The following is a 20086-nucleotide window of genomic DNA, read 5'->3' on the forward strand; positions in this document are numbered from 1 at the left end:
ATAAATTCTTTTATAAAGATTGGATTAACATCTTCTTTTTAAGAAAGAGTGCGTACATTTTTTGGGTAAAACCCAATACAATATTGAAAACTTTAAAACGTGAGAAAAAGAAGGTACTTTGAGTAAAGTACCTTCTTGAGTAAACTTAAGGTCCAGTAGGTCCAGTCGGCCCGGTAGGCCCAGTTGGCCCGGTAGGTCCCGTAGCACCCGTGATGCCGGTAGCTCCAGTAACGCCGGTAGGTCCTGTAGCACCCGTGATGCCGGTAGCGCCTGTGACGCCGGTAGGTCCTGTAGCGCCTGTGACGCCGGTAGGTCCCGTAGCACCTGTAGCGCCTGTGACGCCAGTAGGTCCCGTAGCACCTGTGATGCCTGTAGCGCCTGTGACGCCGGTAGGTCCCGTAGCACCTGTGACGCCGGTAGGTCCAGTAACACCCGTAGGCCCAGTAGGTCCGGTAGGTCCCGTAGCACCCGTGACACCGGTAACGCCGGTAACACCCGTAGGTCCTGTAGCCCCTGTGACACCGGTAGGTCCAGTAACACCCGTAGGTCCTGTAGCCCCTGTGACACCGGTAGCGCCGGTAGCACCCGTAGGTCCTGTAGCCCCTGTGACACCGGTAGCCCCAGTAACACCCGTAGGTCCTGTAGCCCCTGTGACACCGGTAGGTCCAGTAACACCCGTAGGTCCTGTAGCCCCTGTGATGCCCGTAGCGCCTGTGACGCCAGTAGGGCCAGTAACGCCAGTAGCACCAGTAGGGCCAGTAACGCCAGTAGAACCAGTAGCGCCGGTAACACCCGTAGGTCCCGTAGCGCCTGTGACGCCGGTAGGTCCCGTAGCGCCAGTAGCACCAGTAGGTCCTGTAGCCCCTGTGACACCAGTAGGTCCTATTGGCCCGGTTGGCCCTGTAGGTCCTGGGGTTCCATCTCCACCTTCACCATCAAAATCAAGTAGAGCTACGTCATCAACTAAGACAGTAGAAGTAAGAAAGCTTCCAGAAGGCTTGCTGATTTCGACCCTAGCTTGTGTTGCGGTTTCAGGTGCCTCTGCAGTAACATGGTAAATTTCCTGCCAGTTGCTACTTGAAGCATCCGGTAAACTTCCTCTAACAATTTCTACATCCAGCCCCAAACCTACTTCCAAATTCGACTCATTTAAGAAATATACACGAAGAATAAGTCGGGGACTGGCAAGCGTGCCGAATCTACCTAAGGAAACGAGAAGCTGAAAACTATCACCAGCAGTAATTGGTACCACCTGGCTAAGACTCGATGCAGCTACACCGCTTCTTAGTACAGCTGCATAACTTCCAGAGTGGGGATTCGAAGTTGTAACATAACTATTTTGGGCACTCCATTCTTGTAGAGTACCAGATTCAAACCCACCATTTAATAACAAATTCGTAACAGCCATTTTAATCCTCCTTTTTCAATAGTAAGGTTCCAATTAAGGAACTCTATATATCCTATGTGCGATAGAAAATAGTGAGTGAGTCAAACTATCTGATATGAGCGCACATTTATACTTAATAGAGTTACCTTAGACGATTGATCCATCAAGCAGGGGAGAGATGTAACCTAAGAATTGTTCCGCACGTTTTTGGTTGTTATGATTTGAATGAACTAGTTGATAGCCATTTCTAGCAATACGTACTCTCTCCTCTTCATTGGCGAGATAGTAGGCCGTTTTTTCCGTAATGTTTTCAGTAGTGCATGCCACAAAGTTCTCTCCATCTACGAAACCTAATGCTTCCACGTCTTCATTCGTTTCCGCGAGCAATAGTGTGTTACAGGCGGGTGCTTCGAAAAATTTTAATACGGCGACACCACCAACATTACTCCGACTGCCGCATGTATAAAAAATCTTGGACCGATTCAGCTCTTTAGCGTATTTTTTATTAACCATTAAATGGTTTGACTGTCTTACTAAATGGCCGGGATGTGGATGAAAGACAAAACGAGGATCATCGCGCATCTCATTAAAAACAGCATCACGGAACGCATACCTACCTTTTGAGGGAACTTTTATTGGTAATTGGTGCTTTCCTTGGTTAGTTTTATCCACATAAACTAGCCCCATAAGCAGTGCGTCAATCGTTTTGTCTAGCTTCCAATCCTTCATTACGTCTGGATTGATTGCCCAGGGTAGCCATCGTAATTTATCTTCATATTCAGGGAAAACACGTAGAAAGGGATGCATCGTAGCAGAAAAGACTAAATCGATCTTGTTTTCCTCAATATACTTTTTTCTTTCTTCTGGTCTCCAATGAAGATCTATCACATAGCAACCTTTTGGTATCTCCACATCTCTTAAACCATTAATTTTTGGTGATAGTCCATAATTCCACGCTATATCATAGTGAAAAATAAAATCTGGTTTTACTTGAATATTTTGTATAATATCCCTAATGTCTCCATCGTCATGCCAATAATGGACCTCCGCTACGTTTTCGAAGGCTTTAATGGTATCCATTTTAGGTTTATGCTTCGGGTACATCCAAAATGGTTTAACCAACACGAGTATAATTGGTTTCTTTTGCAACTTGCTTCCTCCTTTCTTATAAATGCCAGTGCACCGTATTATCAGGAATGTTCACCTCAGGGACCGCAGATTTTATATCCATTACAATAGATTTTTCTTTCAAAATGTTCTTAAGCTGTGCCCAATTAAACACCTGATGAGGGACAGTGATAATCACGATATCTGCTTTTTCCAATTTAGGAAATGGTGTGTTGCTTATTCCATACATATCCTTGACCATACTAGAATCAATATGTGGATCACATAATTGTACGGATAATCCTAGGTGAAGAAGTTTTTCTAATATGGAAAGAGCCTTGGAGTTTCGCATATCCCCGATGTTTTCTTTAAAGGTCGCTCCAAGAATCGTTATTTTTAAGTTGTTAAAAGGAAGCTGATTCTTAATGATCTGTTGCATTACTGTATTCGTTATATGGTCGACCATCGACTCGTTCACTTCTCTTGCGGCAGTTAGAAAGTTTGGCTCATAACCAGCTAACTTTGACTTATAAATGAGATAATAGGGGTCAACCCCAATACAGTGCCCACCTACGAGTCCCGGGGTGAAAGATAAAAAATTCCACTTCGTCCCAGCTGCTTCTAAAACATCCTTAGTTGGTACGTTCAGTTGGTTAAATATATGTGACAGCTCATTCATAAAAGCGATGTTAATGTCACGTTGGGTGTTTTCTACTACTTTTGCTGCTTCAGCTACTTTAATAGAACTGGCTTTGTACACGTTTGCTTCGATGACACCTTGATAGAGATGATAAAGCCACTCGGTTACATAGACACTCTGACCTGCTACTACTTTTGGAATCGTTTTAAACGTATGCTCCTTATCACCTGGGTTAATTCTTTCTGGAGAATAACCAATAAAGAAATCCTTACCTACCTTTAATTTGGATGTGTTTTCTAAGATTGGGCAACAAATTTCCTCCGTGGCTCCCGGATATACGGTTGATTCGTAAACGACAACAGTTTCTGGAGTAAGGTTCTCTCCTATTAACTGGGAAGCTGCCTCCAAGTATGAAAAATCTGGTTCATTGGAAGCTGAAATTGGAGTTGGCACGGCGACCACAATACATGCACAATTACGAAGATTTTTGGCATCTGTAGTGAACTCGATCTGTGCTTGGGCTAAGGCTTCTGCAGAAAATTGTTTGGACGGATCCTTTCCGCTTTTTAATTTGGCTATCTTTTTATCATCTACGTCGAACCCTATTACACGATGCTTTTCTGAAAATCCTACTGCAACAGGGAGTCCAACATATCCTAGGCCTACCACACCAATCATTTCCGTTTCATTTAATAAGATCTCTTTTCTGACCTTGCCATGGGAAAGGGGGTGAACCAAATAACGTAGAAGCTGATTAACTAATTTGTCTCCGGTAAGTTCTGTATTGGTCTTGAGATTAGAATGATTGCGGATTACAAATTCAATCGTAGAGTTGCTTCCTCTCATTACTGATTGTAAACCCAACTCTTCAGCGGGGGGGATACCTTCCATTTTGTCATGAATTAAAAACAATTGATTAATCTTCAGGCTACTCGACTGAATTTTTTCAAGTAGCTCAAAATTGGACTGCTTGGCCGATTGCCTACCAAATAAAAACAGAATGATAGAAACAACACCGTGTTGGTCATCGAATTCTGTAATTTCAAATCCAGTTTTGGCTAATTTTTGAGATACATATTGTGACAATTGACTAGTTTCACTAATCATTATTAATGGTTCTAAATTTGTTGTCATAAACATTATCCTTTCAGCAAATCTAATATTTGTATATGCCGTAGGACAAGGGAGAGTTCGGGAGAGATAGCGAAAAGAGGCTCTTTCATATTAAATGGATGAGTTGGCTGATAGGCATGTGCGAGTGCATAATTCTTCTACTCCGTGGCGGTTGCCGTTCAATGCGGTATAAACCTTGAATACGATGTTAGGAAGTTGTTTGATTAACTATAATGTAAAGGAAGATGCTTATGATCCCAATAACTGACCCAAAACGGCAATTTGCTGCCTTGGAAGCAGATATCTTTAAAAAAATGAAGAATGTCCTAAAGAAGGGTAACTTTATTTCTGGAGAAAATGTAAAAGAGCTGGAAACAGTTATAGCGAATAGACTAGGAGTTAAAGAGGCTATTGCTGTTGGCAATGGAACGGATGCGCTCGTGCTTACATTGCATGCATATGGAATTGGACCAGGAGACGAAGTGATTACTACACCGTTTAGTTTTTTTGCAACTGCTGAAGCGATAAGTAGAGTTGGTGCAACGCCAGTCTTCGCAGATATTGACCAAATTACTTTTACTCTTGATCCAATAAAGGTAAGTGAGAAAATTTCTAAGAGAACGAAAGCCATTTTACCAGTTCACCTTTTCGGTCAATCAGCAGATATGCAAGAATTAAATAATTTAGCAAAACAACATGGCCTCCATGTAATCGAAGATGCTTGCCAGGCTTTTGGAGCGGTCTATCAAGGGAGAGAGGTCGGTAGTTTAGGAGATGTTGCATGTTTTTCGTTTTTTCCTACGAAAAATTTATCGACAATAGGCGATGGAGGAATGGTGACAACCTCTGACACAGAAGTAGCAAAGCGAATTCGCGAGTTAAAAACACATGGCAGTAACCGAAAATACTATCATAACGAAATTGGCTATAACAGCAGGCTGGATGAAATCCATGCAGCTATTTTATTATGCTGTTTGCAACATATAGATGACTGGAATGAGAAGCGTAGGGAGTGGGCTGTTCGCTATCAGCAAAGGTTACAAACCTTAACCTGTATCAAGCTTCCAATTGCTAAAGCGGATCGCCAGCATGTTTATCATTTATACGCTATCGGAACAGATAAGCGCGATAGTTTAATAGAACAACTAACCTCAAAGAAAATCCAAACCGGTATTTATTATCCGCAATGTATTCATTTACAAAAGGCTTACGAACATCTATCTTACCGTGAAGGTGATTTTCCAATAGCAGAGAAATTGTCAAGGCGGTTACTTGCGTTGCCGTTATTTCCATTTATGACAGAAACAGAACAAGATGACGTTATAGCTGCATTAGAGGAATTTCAGGTGATGCACTCATGCTAAAAATCGGCATTATTGGCTGTGGATATATAGCAGGAAAGCATGTATCGACTATCTCAAGAATAAATGGTCTGCAACTTAATGCAGTAAGTGACATTAATCATGAAAGCATGGATAGGATATTGGTAGATTACTATAGACAACTCGATAAGAAACGAACAGTCTCTCGCTATGTGGATTACCAAGCTTTATTAGCTGATCCTACAATTGATATTGTGGTGGTAGCATTGCTGTCTGGGCTCCATGCTACTGTTGCAAAACAGGCGATCAAGCAAGGTAAGCATGTTATTTTAGAAAAACCAGTAGCTCTCTCTATAAAAGAGGCAGATGAGCTACTAGCTTTGTCACAGAAGACCGGAAGGAAGGTGCTTGTTTGTCATCAGTTACGTTATCGTCCACTTTTACAAAGGCTTCAAGAAATGGTGGCGGAAGGAGATTTTGGTAAGCCTTACTTTGCCGTAAGTTCGCTTCGTCTTCATAGATCACTTGCTTATTACCAAAATTCAAATTGGAAGGGAACCTGGGATAAAGATGGGGGGATGCTTGTTAACCAAGGAATTCATATGGTAGATCAGCTTCTTTGGACAATGGGTCAAGTGAAATCGGTCTACGGAGAACTTGATAAAGCTATACAGACGAAGGATACGGAGGATATTGCGACAGGGATAATACAATTTAATAGTGGTGGCAGAGGATTAATTGAAGCAAACACTATAACAACCCCGAAAAACCTCGGGTATCAGCTGACTGTTTTTGGGGATAAGGGGTCCTTTTCCATCGGTGGAGAGCAGTTTAATAAACTAACCCACTATTATTCTGAAAAACAACAGGATGTAGATGACCTTTATGCTTTAGCAACAGATATGGATGAACATTATTACATGTATCAAGATTTTATGGGAGCCATTTTAGATAACAGGCAGCCAAAGGTATCACTGGTGGAAGGCAAGCAAGCGCTGGAAGCCATTTTTGCTTTATACCGAGCACATAGGACGAAGTCACCTATCGATTTGCCTCTAAAGGACTTCAGTACAAAAGAAATGGGAGGAAAATAAAATGATAGACGAGACAGCGATAATAGCTGAAAACGTAAAGATTGGTAGCTATGTAGTTATAGAGAAGGATGTGTTAATTGGCAATCACGTTGAAATTGGCAATCATGTAACGATTAAAGAAGGGACAATTGTTGCAGATAATACAGTAATAAGTGACTATAGCCTACTGGGAAAATCGCCAGCTAGCAATAATAAAATGGCAAGAAAGCCAGCGGATGATTTAGAGCCTTTGTACATTGGAGAGGATGTAAAGATTGGTACCCATTGCTGTTTATATCGAGGTTCCACCCTTCACCCAGGTGTTTTAGTAGCAGATATTGCAAGTATTCGTGAGCATGTAATCATTGGGGAAAATAGTATTGTTGGAAAAAATGTGATGGTAGAAAATAACACCTTAATCGGAAAAAATGTCACAATCCAAACGGGTTCTTATGTCACGGCACATATGGTGATAGAGGATGACGTATTTATTGGTCCATGTATGTCCAGTAGTAATGATAAATACATGGCTTCCCGTACGGAAAAGTTACAAGGCCCTACCATAAAAAAAGAAGCGAAGATTGGAAATAATGCATCTTTGCTTCCTGGTGTAGTGATCGGAGAAAAGGCGATTGTGGGTGCAGGTGCAGTTGTGACAAAGAATGTTCCGACTGGTGCTATTGTGGTAGGGAACCCAGCGAAGGAAATAAAAGGATAACCATGTACTATTATAATGTAGGCACATCTCTTCAATGGAGAGATGTACATATAGTTTACTTTCGTTACGACGTAGTTTTTAAAAATGTATTTATTTGCTACTAAGCCCATTTCATCATGCTGAATTTATGGATTATAATCATAAGCAATCCTGCAAGGAACTGATCGAAAGCTGGTGGTAGAAGCATCAAAGACATTTCCGAACCTGGAGGCAACTGGGCCGCCAAATGAGCGACAATTGGCGAATGTCCATGACTAAAAAACGCTCCGATTATCAAAAGAAAGCAAGCTGGCATAATACCTACACTATTCCAAAAAGCAAACCTATTTAGATTAGCTGTTTTAAGAGTGGTAGCTAATGGTGCCCAGCAAAATGGTGCCCACATTCCCAGTGATAATATAAACAACAATAAAATATATCCCGTATGCAAGGCAGTGTGGTCCATTAAACTGTGCATGACAGAAGGTAGATGGTAAAGAAAGAAACATAATGCAAACAAAAAAAGGCTAATTATAGAAGTCGAAATAGATTGCTTCGGCGGGTTTCTATTTTTAAAAACGTTAAGTACAGGAAAACTCATGAGTAAAAGCGGAGCGCTGACAAAATACAGTAGCGCCATTTGAACCATATGCAAACTAATTAAAGCATAACTAATTGCTGCAAGAGGACTACCATATGCTAAGTAAATGACACCCATGGCTAAACAAAAGGACTGAAAATGTATACTACTAAATGTGCGATACTGTATATAAAAGTATAGATAGATTATAATTAAACTAGACAAAAAAAGGAGTAAAGGCATGCTCCATAAAGTTTGTCCCTCAAGCAAAAGCTGAATATTCATTATACCCCTCCCTGAAATAGGTTAACTCATAAGACAAGAGATCCCCCACCTCATCCTATTCACAAATAATTCATATTATTCATATTGAACAAAAGAGACGGTCATGATAAAGTGTGTTATAGATTGTGTTATTTTGTTATAAGGCGAGGGAATGCTATGTTACCTTTAGAACGAAAAAAACGGATAAGGTCATTAATTGAAAAAGAACGACATATAAAAATTGCAGAGCTAAGCAACAGATTCGGCGTCTCAGAAATGACGATTCATCGTGATCTAAAGCCGCTCCTTGAGGAAGGATGTATTGCCAAGACTTTTGGCGGGGTTGCATGGAAACAGGATGGACAGGAAGCTAACACAAAGGTCCAAGGTTGCGTTTATTGTGGGCGAGGATATAGTGAAAGGTTGGCCTATCGATTGATCTTATCTAACAATCGAATGGAAACAGCTTGTTGTGCCCATTGCGGCCTTCTGCGTCATAGTCAAATTGGCGGGGAAGTAATGCAAGCCATTTGTTCCGATTTTCTAACCCATACAACGATTAGCGCCCCACTATCATGGTTTGTCATGGATACCTCTGTTCATATGGGGTGTTGTCATCCACAGGTGCTAACCTTTGAATGGAAAGAATATGCAGAGAAATTTGTAAAAGGTTTTGGGGGGCATGTCTATTCATTTGAAGTAGCAAAAACCGTTTTGGTGCAAAAAATGAACGGGGGACAGAATAATTGTCATTCCCAGAAATAAAGGAGAGTTGAACATTGAAAAAACTGATTTGGATGGCTTTATTTTTTGTGTTATTGTTCCTGGTTGCATGTGGAAGTGAAGAAAATGCGGATCAAGCGGAAAGCGAAGAAGAACTAGCAACACTTGATGTGGATTTTTCGGTACCTGAAACAGTAGATGCGGAAGAAACCATTGAATTAAAAGCAACCGTTACATATGGTGAAGAGAATGTCACCGACGCTGATGAGGTAGTATTTGAAATATGGGAAAAAGGAAAAGAAGATGACAGTTGGGAAGTAAAGTCGATTAATAATGAAGATGGAACATACACTGCCGAAACTTCTTTTGATCAGGATGGTGTTTATGAAATGTATGCCCACACAACTGCCAAGGAACTACATACCATGCCTAAAAAGGAAGTGACAGTTGGTAGTGGAGAAACGTCCACAGAGGAAGAAAGTGATCATGAAGCAACGGACCAGGAAGAAGGACATGATCACAGCCATGATGCAGCCGCGGATGGGTTCAGCATGCATTTTGCTATGCCAACGGGGTTAGAGGTAGCGCAGGACGTGAAGCTTGTAACGCATTTACAAATGGATGAAGAGGCAATGGAAGAAGCAAGCGTGCGTTATGAACTTTGGTTAGATGGGGCTGAAAAACATAGCTGGGTTGATGCTGAAGAAAGCAATCCGGGAGAGTATATTGCCACCCACCAATTTGATGGAAAAGGGACCTATCATGTTGTTGTACATGTGGAAAACGAAGATGGCCTACATGAGCATGAAGAGCACGAAATAGAAGTGAAATAGAGAATTGGTCATAAGAAAAGAGCTTTCGCTGAAGAAGGCTCTTTTTTTGTTTTCAGTTAATATCAGTGAGATTGCTATTATTTTTGAGACATGATATAATCTGCTGACGAACGATCGTAAGGGAGAGTGAGTAATGAGTTCGGAGAATATAAAAGAAGCAGCACTGGGCTTGTTTGCATTACATGGTTATGAAGGTACATCACTTGCGCAAATAGCAGAGCAAGTAGGAATGAAGAAGCAATCAATCTATTCACATTTTAAAGGAAAAGATGAACTGTTTTTAGCAATAGTAAATGATACCTTTCAAATAGAAGTTGCTCGAGAGAAAAATTACTTAGATGAACATTTCACAGAACCATTAAAAGATTGCTTACTTAAATCTTTACGTGGATATGTGGACCGTTATCAATATGATAGTAGACTTAAATTTTGGCTACGCGTTTCTTTCTTCCCACCAGCCCATCTATATGAGCAGATCAATGAATATAGCTATAGCTATATAGATAAAGTAGATTCTTTTTATTTGGAACGCTTCAAAAAAGCTTCTTTAGAAAGGGAAATGGAACATATTAGCCCGGAAACAGCCACCATGGCTTATTCGGCACTTGCTGATTCTATATCGGTTGAATTAGTCTATAGCGGGGTCGAGCGGACCGAAAAAAAGCTGTCAGCAGCATGGGAAGTTTTTTGGAAAGGAATCTCTAGTTAAACTAACTACAAGATATAGCATTATGGAGGAAGTATATTATGTATCATGCAGAAACATGGAAGGAAAAGGCAACGTTATTAATATCCATTTTATGGCCAATCATGGTCACCCAGCTAAGCTTGTATGCTATGAATCTGGTTGACACAATGATGTCAGGTAGAGTTGGTACGAACGATTTAGCGGGTGTAGCCATTGGCTCAAACATATGGTTGCCAATTTTTACAGGAATAAACGGAATTCTTCTCGCTGTTACGCCAATTATCGCCCAATTAATGGGACGGGGGCAGAAGAAAGAAATTACGTATTCGGTAATGCAAGCACTCTATTTAGCAACAGGTCTCGGGGTCGTAGTGTTACTTATTGGAAGTGTTATATTAAAACCGATTTTACGGACCATGGGGCTGGAAGCTGGTGTCGAGCATATTGCAATGCATTATTTGATCGGACTTTCAATCGGAATTATCCCTTTATTTCTCTCAAACGTGTTGCGGAATTTCTTTGATGGACAAGGTTTCACGAGAATTACCATGTTTATCACAATTATGGCTGTGCCCTTTAATGCACTACTGAACTACGGTTTTATTTTTGGTAATTTTGGTTTGCCTGCTCTTGGAGGGATAGGTGCGGGATATGCAACGGCTATTACGTACTGGATCATATTATTCCTAAGTATTTTGATGACTTTTCGGATTAGCTCTGTGCGTAATTACCGTATTTTTGTTGACTGGGTAAAACCATCCTTAAAGGCTTGGAAGAAGCAGCTAGGAATTGGTGTACCGATTGGTTTATCGATCTTTTTCGAATCTAGTATTTTCTCTGTCGTTACCCTGTTGATGGGGACCATGTTTACAGCTGTTACGGTAGCTGCAAACCAGATTGCGTTAAGTTTTACTACCCTTATGTTTATGATCCCACTTAGTATCTCGATGGCATTAACAATTGTTGTCGGCTATTCTGTCGGAGGGGAAAAACTGCAGGCAGCCAAGCAGTATAGTGTGATGGGGGTGCTTGGTGGAATCTTATTTCTAGCCACAGCGGCAGTGTTCCTTTACCTATTCCGTGAACCCATTGCCTATCTTTATACAGAGGATCCAGAAGTCGTGGCAATGGCAGGACAGTTTTTCATTATAGCCATTTTTTATCAAATTTCTGATGCAACACAGGCAGGATTACAGGGAGCCTTACGAGGTTATACGGATGTAAAGATACCTTTCATCATAGCGCTTATTTCCTATTGGGTTATTGGTATTCCTTCTGGTTTTGCTTTGTCAGCCTATACAGACCTTGGTCCATTTGGCCTTTGGGTCGGAATCACTTTAGGCCTTACCTGCGCAGCAATCGGCTTCTTCACTCGTTTACGTATTGTGCAACGGCGACTTGAGGGAAAAGTAACAGACACAAAAATGGTTTAAGGGAGTTTTAGGTTCTAATAAGTTATAGATGCACTTCATACCAAATCGGTATGAAGTGTTTTTTTATGTAATAGCAAGGAAACGAATGTCGACTATGGTCCCTTTAACTGGTCACTAAAAAGCAGGAATGTTACTATGTTTTTAGTTGAATCAATTAAGCGCTGATCCGGTTAGAAAACTGATCGGAATTTCATTATGGATTGGCGTTCTATACATAACCGTCCGTGTGTTTTTATTTTTCCCTATTGAAGAATATTATGAAAAGAAGCTATACTTGGTGAAAAGGCGTTTCGCAATAATGTCGGAGAAGAAAGGAATGGTTACATATGATTTTTTTTAGAAATCTATTTGTGAAAGTAGTTCGGTTAAATAACTGGTTCTTTATACTCGCTACCTTAACCTTAGTACTGGCAAGTAGCTATTTTATATACTACTTAGAGCCCGATACGTTCGTTAGTCCTTTTGAAGGATTGTGGTGGACAATGACTACCGTAACAACGGTTGGGTATGGGGATGTATCACCAGTCACGGTGGCTGGTAAAGTTTTTGCCATGTTTTTATATATAGTAGGGATTGGCTTAATGACTATTTTCATCGGGAAAGCAATTGATTTTTTAAGTATTCGAAAGCGATTAAAGGAGGAAGGGAAGTTGGATATTACTACAGAAGATCACATTATTCTTATTAATTGGACGAAAAAAGCAAGTATTACACTTGATGAAATACTACGTACCTTTCGAAATGTCCGCATTGTAGTAATAGATGAGAGTGTGAATAAAACTCCTCTATTGCATGAACAAGTAGAATTTGTAAGTGGAAATCCAGCAAATAGAGATGTTCTCATGCAAGCTAACTTACTTAAAAGTAAATCTGTTATGATTTTTTCTCCTGAAGATACAACCATTAGTTCTCAAGCGGATGGTCAAACATTACTTATCGCAACAATTCTGGAAGGAATAGGGAAAGAGTATGAGCAAAACATTTACACCATTTGCGAAGTTACCGATTCAAAACATATCCAGGCATTTAAAAATGTTTCAGTTGAAGAATACATAACACCAAATGATACCGTCGGAAACCTAGCTGCAAGGTCTATTTTGTTTAATGGCTCAAGCGAAATCATTAGGCAGCTGACAAGCAATCAAGGTTTCGATCTATACTCCATTGAAAAGAAGAATACATGGGTGACATATCAAGATGCGAAGAATGATCTAACTCAGCAAGGGGCTTTACTTATTTCCGATGGAAGAGATTTAACTATCATGAATCGATTAGATCAACAAATCCCAGCAGATGCAAGATTGTTTATTATTTGTGATAAAGATGCTTATAAAAAAGTGATAAGTTAGCGAACAAGAGAGGTTCTGCATATGCAGAACCTCTCTTGTTCTTTATCCCGGTGCAACCGTCCGTAATACTCCCACTTCAAAACATGAAGTGAAACCATTAGTTTTTAGTGAGAGTAAACGACGCTAACACCCCGATTCGTTCAACTCACAATCAGTGGGGGAAGAACGAAAACCCCCACTGATTGAAGTTTCACTTTATTCCTCATCAGCTTTTATCACCTTAAATGGGCGCATCATATCATAATCTTCATGTTCTAATATATGACAATGCCATACATAGTCACCTGTATAAGGGCTGAATTTCGCAATAACTCTTGTTAACTGACCTGATGGTGCAGCGATTGTATCTTTCCAGCCGCGCTCGTTTGGTAGGGGAGGGGTCGCTGGTCCTGTATATACCATACTTCCATCCTCATTGAACTTTGTTAAATCAAATGGTTGTCGGTCTAACACTTGATACTGGACTAGGTGTAAATGGATCGGATGGGTGAAATTGGTTACATTCATAAATTCCCAAATCTCGGTCGTATTTAATCGAGGTTTTTCTGTTATAGGGTCATGCCATTTTTTGTTATCTAGTAACAGAAGAGGTCTCCCAAACTCATCTTCTGAACCAATTAACTTAAGTTTTCGGATAGCTTTTACCTGGTTTCCTTTTAAAGATTTTATTGTGGATAATGAGTTAGGGATTTTGCTTGTATCTTTACCATTTTTTCTTTTGTTGACCCGGAATTGCATGACATCATGTGTTTCATCCTCTGGGGCAGCTCCATCACCAAGATCATTCTTTAAATGAAGGGTTTTCCCTTTTAGTTGAGAAAAATCGATGATAATATCTGCTCGCTCAGCTGGTTCTAAGGTTAGGCTGCGTAATTCTATAGGTTTTCGCAGTAGGCCACCGTCTGAGCCAATTTGCAAAATCGGGTGGTTATTATCAAAATACAATTGATATGTCCTTGTATTGGAAGCATTAATTACGCGAAAACGATATTTTCTTGGTTCGATTTCTTTATAAGGCCATACTTTGCCGTTAACTAGAATTGTTTCACCTAAATATGCAGGAACAATAGACGGATTAGGGAGCTCGGGTGAGGCATCTTCAGGTTGGGTTGGGTATTTTAAGGAACCATCTGCGTGGAAGGAGCGATCTAGTAAAAGTAGAGGAATTTCATATTCACCTGATGGGAGATCCATGTTGCTTTCTTTTTTATCGCGAATAATATATGCTCCTACAAGCCCAGCGTAAACGTTTAATCTTGTGATCCCCATCGCATGGTCATGATACCACAATGTAGTAGCACGTTGATTGTTCGGATACTCATAAACTTTTCTTGTGAATACAGGGCCAGTTTGTCTAAAGTCTTTCGTAAACCACGCTTCTGGATAGCCATCACTTTCTGGCTTAGTCACACTTCCATGTAAATGGGTAACTGTTCGCACAATAGGTTGGCTAGCTAGATTATGAATCGACGTGTCGACTGGAAGTATATGTCTTTCAGGCAATTGGTTCATCCATTTTACCTGGGCCGTTTCACCTTGCTTTACTTCAAACGTAGGGCCTGGAAACTGGGCATCGTACCCCCAAAGTCTTGTCGGTGGTAAATCTCGATGTAATTTTTGAGTGAACTCCTTCATTTCCACCTCATAATATGAATTTCTCCTGGCACGTTTCTCAGGCTTTTTGGTTTCCATAATCGGTAATGGATCAATGAACTTTCTGAGTTTCATATTTTCATCTCCAATATAAGGTCATTACTCCATTAGATGTTATAGATCAGTTCCTTGCATGAGCAAATCCCCTATATTCAAGTTGTTTGCTGGAGGACTTATACGATAAGTAAGAAAAATAAAAGTAAATAACCCCACACGAGCAATGTCTGCAGTTTGGGGTTATCTGTACTTATGAACTTAAATTGCAACCATTCCGACTACAACAACATAGCTAATGACTGCAATGACAGATGGAAGGACATAGGTCGCAGAATTCTTTGTTCTGTCTCGTTTTATAATTATCATTGTCAGAACGGTTAAAGTAAAACCGATAAGTGACATATAGATTAGTTCATTGCTGGAGTCCTGCCATATGCTCCCTTCGGTATAAAAAGGGTCAGCAAGTGCTATGACCAGAATATTAAACAGGTTACTACCGAGGATAGTGCCTATCGCCATATTTACATTAAAAAGCTTTAAGGCCATGTAAACACTCATTGCATCAGGGATAGAAGAGGACAAAGCAACAAGGATACTTCCTATTGCGGTCGCACTAATTCCGGTATTTTGAGCTAGCGCATCACCGGAGAGGGAAAGTGCTGTGCCAGTAAATAATATGATGACAGAGAAGAGGATAAACTGACGTACAGCGCGCTTAACACTGACATTTCTCTTCTCTGTATTATTCTGAGAGGCATCAGATGCACGTTGCTTTCGGGAGATTATCATTATGCCCACAAAATATATGAGAACAATTGCAACACTAAAGGAACCTATATTAAAGAAAGACCACGCATTCTTAATAGCGAGAGCACCGACAGTGGTTAAACAGAGTGCTAGTGCTATAAATCCTGTATGAATATGATGGTCCGAAACACCTAAAAAAAGTTGTTTACTACGAAAGTGCAGGTCTAATACAAAAAGAACAAAGAAGTTAAATAAAATACTCCCCAATCCATTTCCTACCGCAATACCTGCATTCCCGATAATACCAGCAGAAACAGTTACCGTTAATTCAGGTAAGGAAGTGGCAACTGCTAAAAGAAGTGTCCCTGCCAATACTCCGCCCAATTTCGTTTCTTTGCTGATGGTGTCAGCATGACTGGATAGTCGAGTGGCTGCGTATGCTGATAGGCTTGCAGCCAGAATGAAAATAAGGATTAAATACCAGATAAAATCAACACCTCTCATAAATACTCTTTTGTGTTTTCTCGAAACGAGTAAAACGTAAACATTATAGCTAAGGCAATTTTCACCATAAAGTGGAAGGGTTATAGATGAAAACAAAAAGAAAAAAAGCGTTGACCAGGTCGACTGATCAAACGCTTTTCTTGTTCAACACCAAAGCTATTTAGTTATGATTTGACTCATTATGAGCCAATTGCTTTTCTTGTTGGTTTTCATAACGAATACGATCTAAATCTAGATCATCGGAATTATGTTGTTTCCCCCCCGTTATATTTTCCAATAGCTCTTTAACGTCGATTCCGGATGAAGCTTTTAAAGATTCCTGTAGGGTGGACATTAGATTAGTTGCATATCCACTTACTTTATTTGCTCCTCCATCTTTACCACTACTTCCAGTATCAACAACTGTTAGTTTATCAATATTCGCTAATGGACTTGCAACTTCTTTAGCGTATTCAGGAAGCATCTTCGTGATCATATCAAGAATTGCCGCCTCACCATATTGTTCGAAGGCTTCCGCAATTTTACGTTTTGCTTCCGCCTCAGCAAGTCCCTTCAAGCGGATAACCTCTGCTTCTGATTCCCCTTGTGCTCGCTGGGAATCAGCCTTAGCCAACCCATCCACACGTACGCGTTCTGCTTCTGCCTTCGCTTGTGACTCAATTCGATACTGATTGGCATCGGCCTCTGCAAGTTGTTTGGCTTTGTCTGCTACTGCAGCTTGTTCTACAGCATAACGGTCCGCATCTGCCTTTTTCTTAACTTCAGAGTCATACTGTCTTTCCCGACGCAGAATTTCTTTTTCTTCTAACTCAATTTGCTTTTGTCTCTCAATAATTTTTATTTGCATCTCTTGTTCTGTAACTTCCTGCTTGGAGCGAGCAGTTTCCAGGTCATAAGCTTGGTCAGCACGTGCTTTCGCTGCGTCCTGATCTTTACGGTAATCAGCGGTTTTCAGTTGATTTTCTTTTTCTGCTTCGGCAATTTCAGTTGCCCTTTCCAATTCAGCCTTTTGTGCATCCTTGGCCGCCTCGGCTCGCTTAATACGTGTTTCTTTATCTGCCTCAGCAGTTGCGATGTCTGCATCACGCTTAACCTGAGCAATTCGCGGTTTACCAAGTGACTCTAAGTAACCATTTTTATCCTTCACATCTTTAATCGTAAAGGAAACGATGATAAGTCCCATTTTAGCAAGATCTTGTGACGCTACTCGTTGTACCTCTTGAGAGAACTTGTCACGATTTTTATATATTTCTTCTACAGTCATGGAACCTAAAATAGAACGTAGATGACCTTCCAGAACTTCTTTTGCCTCATTCTCCCGGTCTTCCTTTGATTTCCCGAGGAATTGTTCAGCAGCTGTAGCAATTTCACTGATAGACCCACCGATTTTAATAATTGCAGTACCATCAGCCATTACAGGTACACCCTGTTCTGTGTACACTTCAGGAGTGGTAACCTCTAATTTGCTCGATAGTAGGCTGAGTGGTTCTGCCTGCTGGAATACTGGTAGCACAAAGGCGCCACCACCTCGTATGATTTTTATTTTGTTACCTGACTCATCCACATGTACATTCTTTCCTCCTAGATAGCTTCCAGTAACAATTAATGCTTCATCAGGTCCGGCAGTACGGTATTTTGCTACAAATACCCCAATAAGTGCTATTACTAAAATAACTGCAATCCCGATGGCAATCCAAATTCCTTCAAACATGTCGCTTCCCCCTTGTTCTATATTTTATTAAGCAAACGTAACCAAATGGTTTCGTTCGATTAAACTAAATCATGAGCATCAAGTTCGTTCTCATATGGAACGACATACAAGACGCCTTTTTTTACTTCTAAAACTAAAACTTTTGCCCCTTCAGGGATAACATTGTTATCAAATCCAGCTGAGGGTTTAGAGATTACTCCGCTTTTACTCTCTATTACGATCTCACCAAAACCGTTTTCGGGGATAGGGATGATTATTTTTCCCACTCTTCCTATAAGAGAGTCTTCTGTATAGCTAAGGGATTCCTCTGCAGAAGAAAGAGGTATAAGTACAAAGATATTTAGTAGAGTGTCGAGAAGAAATGCAATACCTGCTGCAAGAAGTAAAATAAGAATGCTGGATAAAGATGTAATACTTTCTAATACATAACCTGTTGCAGAAAGAAATGCAAAAAACGAAAGAATTAATACAGGATTTAAAAAGCCAAACGTGTCTCCAATACCTTCTAAAATATCTCCAAAAAATAAATAAAGAATGGTTAATCCTCCAGCTATTAAAAGGATGATTAAGTAAATACTTTCTATCGATGTGCCGAAAAGCGTCATATGCATCCGCCCCCCTTAACTTGTTTCTCTAATTGTATTACGACTAAAAGAGTAAAAGGTTTCGGGAAATGGAAAAATTTTCAGGACTTATTGTAAAAACTACCTTTCATAAAATAACATTTCCTACACATTCTAGTGTGGAAGGGGAGGGATACACATGCACCAGCAGTTGCGTAACATTATGACATCCGATGTATTTACTGTTAGTAGTACACAATCCATTCAAGATGCAGCAAAAATAATGAGCGATAACAATATTGGAGCAATTCCAGTAGTTGACCAAAGCGGGAGCATGGTAGGTATTATTACAGACCGCGATATAACCTTACGTTCTACAGCGCAAGGTGAAGCAGCAAACACACCTGTATCTGAGGTAATGACTGCTCAAAAAATCGTCCAAGGTACTCCCGATATGGATGTTCACGAAGCAGTACAACTTATGTCGCAACAGCAAATTCGTCGTTTGCCGGTTACGGAAAACGGGCACGTTATTGGAATGGTAGCACTTGGTGATCTCGCTGTAGATAACCAGTACAATAATGAGGCAGAGCAAGCATTATCAACTATTTCTACACCTTCAGCACCACAAAAATAAATTAAAAAGAGCGCCAGCGGATATTAATCCTAGGCGCTCTTTTATATTAAGTGACTATCTTCTAAAAAAGAGGGAGATGAAATATGAATAATCGAAATTCTTTTCAAATTTATTCATTATGATATGCTTCTTATAATAGAAGGAGGTAATCGCTTGAGGAAACCTACAAAAGGGACAGTAATGCACAGTTATCCAGGGATGGTAGCTCTCGTTACTGCCTATAATGAAGGAAAGCAAAATATTATGGCTGCTGGGTGGCATTCTTATATTTCCATAGATCCACCTATTTATGGGGTAGCAATTGGGAAGGAACGCTATACTTATGGTTTAGTAAATGAATCTGGTAGTTTTTCGATTAACTTTCTTCCATATGAGAAAGCTGCAAGTATTCAGGGGACAGGAAATATATCTGGCATTGCACATGACAAGTTTGATTCGCTGGGATTACTTTATGAAAAGGGGATAACAATACAGGCTCCTATTTTGGTCGATGCGTATGTAGCATATGAATGTAAGGTAATAGATCGCAATACATATGGGGATCATGACTGGTTTGTTGGAGAAATCACGCAATTTTATCGAGACGATACTAAGTTTCTTGATAATGGTCTACCGAATTTAGAAGAAATCGACATACCTCTCTATTTAGGGAGGTCTTCCTATTCCAGAATAGACAATAAAAGTGAAGTCGAAACATTTTCGAAAAAATAATGTTTAAAGTTCTTCAAAAGGGGTATATGTATAAGTATAGCCGTTATTAAGTCAAGCAGGGTCCGACAGCTTTTGTATACCATAACAGGTTAAAAGAACCGAACTTCCTGTAATTTCCATGCGGAAACTGTTGACGTATTGGTTGAAGAGATGCTATATTATTCAAGTCGCCAAATTCGGCAGCGACCAAAAATAACTTTAAAACGTTAAAAACCAACGAAAAAGTTGTTGACAGGTTGATTTGAAAATGGTATGATATAAAAGTCGCTTCAAAAAAGCGACGCAAACAAATTGCTCTTTGAAAACTGAACAGAACAACTAGTATGTCAAGGGAAAACAGACTTTCTGTTTTTC

The 20086-nt window shown here is 40.1% G+C and carries 18 protein-coding genes and 1 pseudogene; 10 read left to right on the forward strand and 9 right to left on the reverse strand.

Annotated elements, in window-relative coordinates:
• Positions 1-151: 151 nt before the first annotated feature.
• The 3 genes and pseudogenes from K3T81_RS17655 to K3T81_RS17665 form a co-directional block, all read right to left on the reverse strand.
• Positions 152-1408, reverse strand: a pseudogene (locus K3T81_RS17655) (NTTRR-F1 domain); the annotation flags it as partial.
• 126 nt (positions 1409-1534) lie between these two features.
• Positions 1535-2536, reverse strand: coding sequence for a glycosyltransferase (locus K3T81_RS17660; RefSeq protein ID WP_106896443.1), 1002 nt, complete (start codon positions 2534-2536; stop codon positions 1535-1537).
• A gap of 16 nt (positions 2537-2552) precedes the next feature.
• Positions 2553-4268, reverse strand: coding sequence for a nucleotide sugar dehydrogenase (locus K3T81_RS17665; protein WP_338044679.1), 1716 nt, complete (start codon positions 4266-4268; stop codon positions 2553-2555).
• Positions 4269-4498: 230 nt separating this feature from the next.
• On the opposite strand from K3T81_RS17665, the gene K3T81_RS17670 reads away from it, so the two are divergent.
• Genes K3T81_RS17670 through K3T81_RS17680 form a run of 3 tightly spaced genes read left to right on the forward strand, consistent with a single transcriptional unit; the run spans position 4499 to position 7360 of the window.
• Positions 4499-5611, forward strand: coding sequence for a DegT/DnrJ/EryC1/StrS family aminotransferase (locus tag K3T81_RS17670; protein ID WP_106896444.1), 1113 nt, complete (start codon positions 4499-4501; stop codon positions 5609-5611).
• Positions 5605-6663 (forward strand): Gfo/Idh/MocA family protein, encoded by a 1059-nt coding sequence (locus K3T81_RS17675; protein WP_238021670.1) that lies wholly within the window; start codon positions 5605-5607, stop codon positions 6661-6663. The genes K3T81_RS17670 and K3T81_RS17675 overlap by 7 nt, the downstream gene beginning before the upstream one ends.
• Position 6664: 1 nt before the next feature.
• On the forward strand, positions 6665-7360 hold the full coding sequence (locus tag K3T81_RS17680) for an N-acetyltransferase (RefSeq protein WP_106896446.1): 696 nt from the start codon (positions 6665-6667) through the stop codon (positions 7358-7360).
• A gap of 100 nt (positions 7361-7460) precedes the next feature.
• Here the strand turns inward: K3T81_RS17680 and K3T81_RS17685 are convergent, their stop codons facing one another.
• Positions 7461-8204 carry a cytochrome c oxidase assembly protein gene (locus tag K3T81_RS17685; RefSeq protein WP_238021677.1) on the reverse strand — a complete coding sequence of 248 codons (744 nt, stop codon included), beginning with the start codon at positions 8202-8204 and terminating at the stop codon, positions 7461-7463.
• 156 nt (positions 8205-8360) lie between these two features.
• Here K3T81_RS17685 and K3T81_RS17690 point away from each other — a divergent pair, with 156 nt between their 5' ends.
• The 5 genes from K3T81_RS17690 to K3T81_RS17710 all read left to right on the forward strand — a co-directional run bounded on the left by K3T81_RS17690 (position 8361) and on the right by K3T81_RS17710 (position 13209).
• A complete protein-coding gene (locus tag K3T81_RS17690; RefSeq protein ID WP_238021686.1) occupies positions 8361-8948 on the forward strand; it encodes a DeoR family transcriptional regulator in 588 nt (195 codons plus the stop codon).
• Between the two features lie 14 nt (positions 8949-8962).
• Positions 8963-9739 carry a FixH family protein gene (locus K3T81_RS17695; protein WP_238021693.1) on the forward strand — a complete coding sequence of 259 codons (777 nt, stop codon included), beginning with the start codon at positions 8963-8965 and terminating at the stop codon, positions 9737-9739.
• A 133-nt stretch (positions 9740-9872) separates the two neighbouring features.
• Complete coding sequence (locus K3T81_RS17700; protein WP_106896450.1) at positions 9873-10448, forward strand: TetR/AcrR family transcriptional regulator; 576 nt, start codon at positions 9873-9875, stop codon at positions 10446-10448.
• A 38-nt stretch (positions 10449-10486) separates the two neighbouring features.
• Complete coding sequence (locus K3T81_RS17705; protein WP_238021702.1) at positions 10487-11860, forward strand: MATE family efflux transporter; 1374 nt, start codon at positions 10487-10489, stop codon at positions 11858-11860.
• 326 nt (positions 11861-12186) lie between these two features.
• A complete protein-coding gene (locus K3T81_RS17710) occupies positions 12187-13209 on the forward strand; it encodes an ion channel (protein WP_238021717.1) in 1023 nt (340 codons plus the stop codon).
• A 195-nt stretch (positions 13210-13404) separates the two neighbouring features.
• Here the strand turns inward: K3T81_RS17710 and K3T81_RS17715 are convergent, their stop codons facing one another.
• The 4 genes from K3T81_RS17715 to K3T81_RS17730 form a co-directional block, all read right to left on the reverse strand.
• Positions 13405-14937: a multicopper oxidase family protein gene (locus K3T81_RS17715; protein ID WP_238021726.1), complete on the reverse strand. Its 1533-nt coding sequence runs from the start codon at positions 14935-14937 to the stop codon at positions 13405-13407.
• Between the two features lie 180 nt (positions 14938-15117).
• The gene (locus K3T81_RS17720) at positions 15118-16110 is read right to left on the reverse strand and encodes a sodium:calcium antiporter (RefSeq protein WP_106896455.1); all 993 of its coding nucleotides are present in this window, start codon (positions 16108-16110) and stop codon (positions 15118-15120) included.
• A gap of 160 nt (positions 16111-16270) precedes the next feature.
• On the reverse strand, positions 16271-17821 hold the full coding sequence (locus K3T81_RS17725) for a flotillin family protein (protein ID WP_238021734.1): 1551 nt from the start codon (positions 17819-17821) through the stop codon (positions 16271-16273).
• 59 nt (positions 17822-17880) lie between these two features.
• Positions 17881-18426, reverse strand: coding sequence for an NfeD family protein (locus K3T81_RS17730; protein ID WP_238021742.1), 546 nt, complete (start codon positions 18424-18426; stop codon positions 17881-17883).
• A 157-nt stretch (positions 18427-18583) separates the two neighbouring features.
• On the opposite strand from K3T81_RS17730, the gene K3T81_RS17735 reads away from it, so the two are divergent.
• Together K3T81_RS17735 and K3T81_RS17740 are read left to right on the forward strand one after the other, a co-directional pair.
• Positions 18584-19021: a CBS domain-containing protein gene (locus K3T81_RS17735; protein ID WP_238021751.1), complete on the forward strand. Its 438-nt coding sequence runs from the start codon at positions 18584-18586 to the stop codon at positions 19019-19021.
• A gap of 153 nt (positions 19022-19174) precedes the next feature.
• Positions 19175-19732 carry a flavin reductase family protein gene (locus tag K3T81_RS17740; RefSeq protein WP_238021759.1) on the forward strand — a complete coding sequence of 186 codons (558 nt, stop codon included), beginning with the start codon at positions 19175-19177 and terminating at the stop codon, positions 19730-19732.
• A 46-nt stretch (positions 19733-19778) separates the two neighbouring features.
• Here the strand turns inward: K3T81_RS17740 and K3T81_RS17745 are convergent.
• A partial coding sequence (locus tag K3T81_RS17745) for a hypothetical protein (RefSeq protein WP_238021767.1) occupies positions 19779-20086 on the reverse strand: 308 nt, incomplete at its 5' end.

This window comes from Oceanobacillus jordanicus (assembly GCF_022095695.1).
Lineage (GTDB): Bacteria > Bacillota > Bacilli > Bacillales > Amphibacillaceae > Oceanobacillus_B > Oceanobacillus_B jordanicus.

Excerpts from the sequence above, each read along its gene's own strand:
- K3T81_RS17665 (WP_338044679.1), bottom strand. The coding sequence starts at position 4,268 with ATGACAACAAATTTAGAACCATTAATAATGATTAGTGAAACTAGTCAA.
- K3T81_RS17670 (WP_106896444.1), top strand. The coding sequence starts at position 4,499 with ATGATCCCAATAACTGACCCAAAACGGCAATTTGCTGCCTTGGAAGCA.
- K3T81_RS17675 (WP_238021670.1), top strand. The coding sequence starts at position 5,605 with ATGCTAAAAATCGGCATTATTGGCTGTGGATATATAGCAGGAAAGCAT.
- K3T81_RS17680 (WP_106896446.1), top strand. The coding sequence starts at position 6,665 with ATGATAGACGAGACAGCGATAATAGCTGAAAACGTAAAGATTGGTAGC.
- K3T81_RS17685 (WP_238021677.1), bottom strand. The coding sequence starts at position 8,204 with ATGAATATTCAGCTTTTGCTTGAGGGACAAACTTTATGGAGCATGCCT.
- K3T81_RS17690 (WP_238021686.1), top strand. The coding sequence starts at position 8,361 with ATGTTACCTTTAGAACGAAAAAAACGGATAAGGTCATTAATTGAAAAA.
- K3T81_RS17700 (WP_106896450.1), top strand. The coding sequence starts at position 9,873 with ATGAGTTCGGAGAATATAAAAGAAGCAGCACTGGGCTTGTTTGCATTA.
- K3T81_RS17705 (WP_238021702.1), top strand. The coding sequence starts at position 10,487 with ATGTATCATGCAGAAACATGGAAGGAAAAGGCAACGTTATTAATATCC.
- K3T81_RS17710 (WP_238021717.1), top strand. The coding sequence starts at position 12,187 with ATGATTTTTTTTAGAAATCTATTTGTGAAAGTAGTTCGGTTAAATAAC.
- K3T81_RS17715 (WP_238021726.1), bottom strand. The coding sequence starts at position 14,937 with ATGAAACTCAGAAAGTTCATTGATCCATTACCGATTATGGAAACCAAA.
- K3T81_RS17720 (WP_106896455.1), bottom strand. The coding sequence starts at position 16,110 with ATGAGAGGTGTTGATTTTATCTGGTATTTAATCCTTATTTTCATTCTG.
- K3T81_RS17725 (WP_238021734.1), bottom strand. The coding sequence starts at position 17,821 with ATGTTTGAAGGAATTTGGATTGCCATCGGGATTGCAGTTATTTTAGTA.
- K3T81_RS17730 (WP_238021742.1), bottom strand. The coding sequence starts at position 18,426 with ATGACGCTTTTCGGCACATCGATAGAAAGTATTTACTTAATCATCCTT.
- K3T81_RS17735 (WP_238021751.1), top strand. The coding sequence starts at position 18,584 with ATGCACCAGCAGTTGCGTAACATTATGACATCCGATGTATTTACTGTT.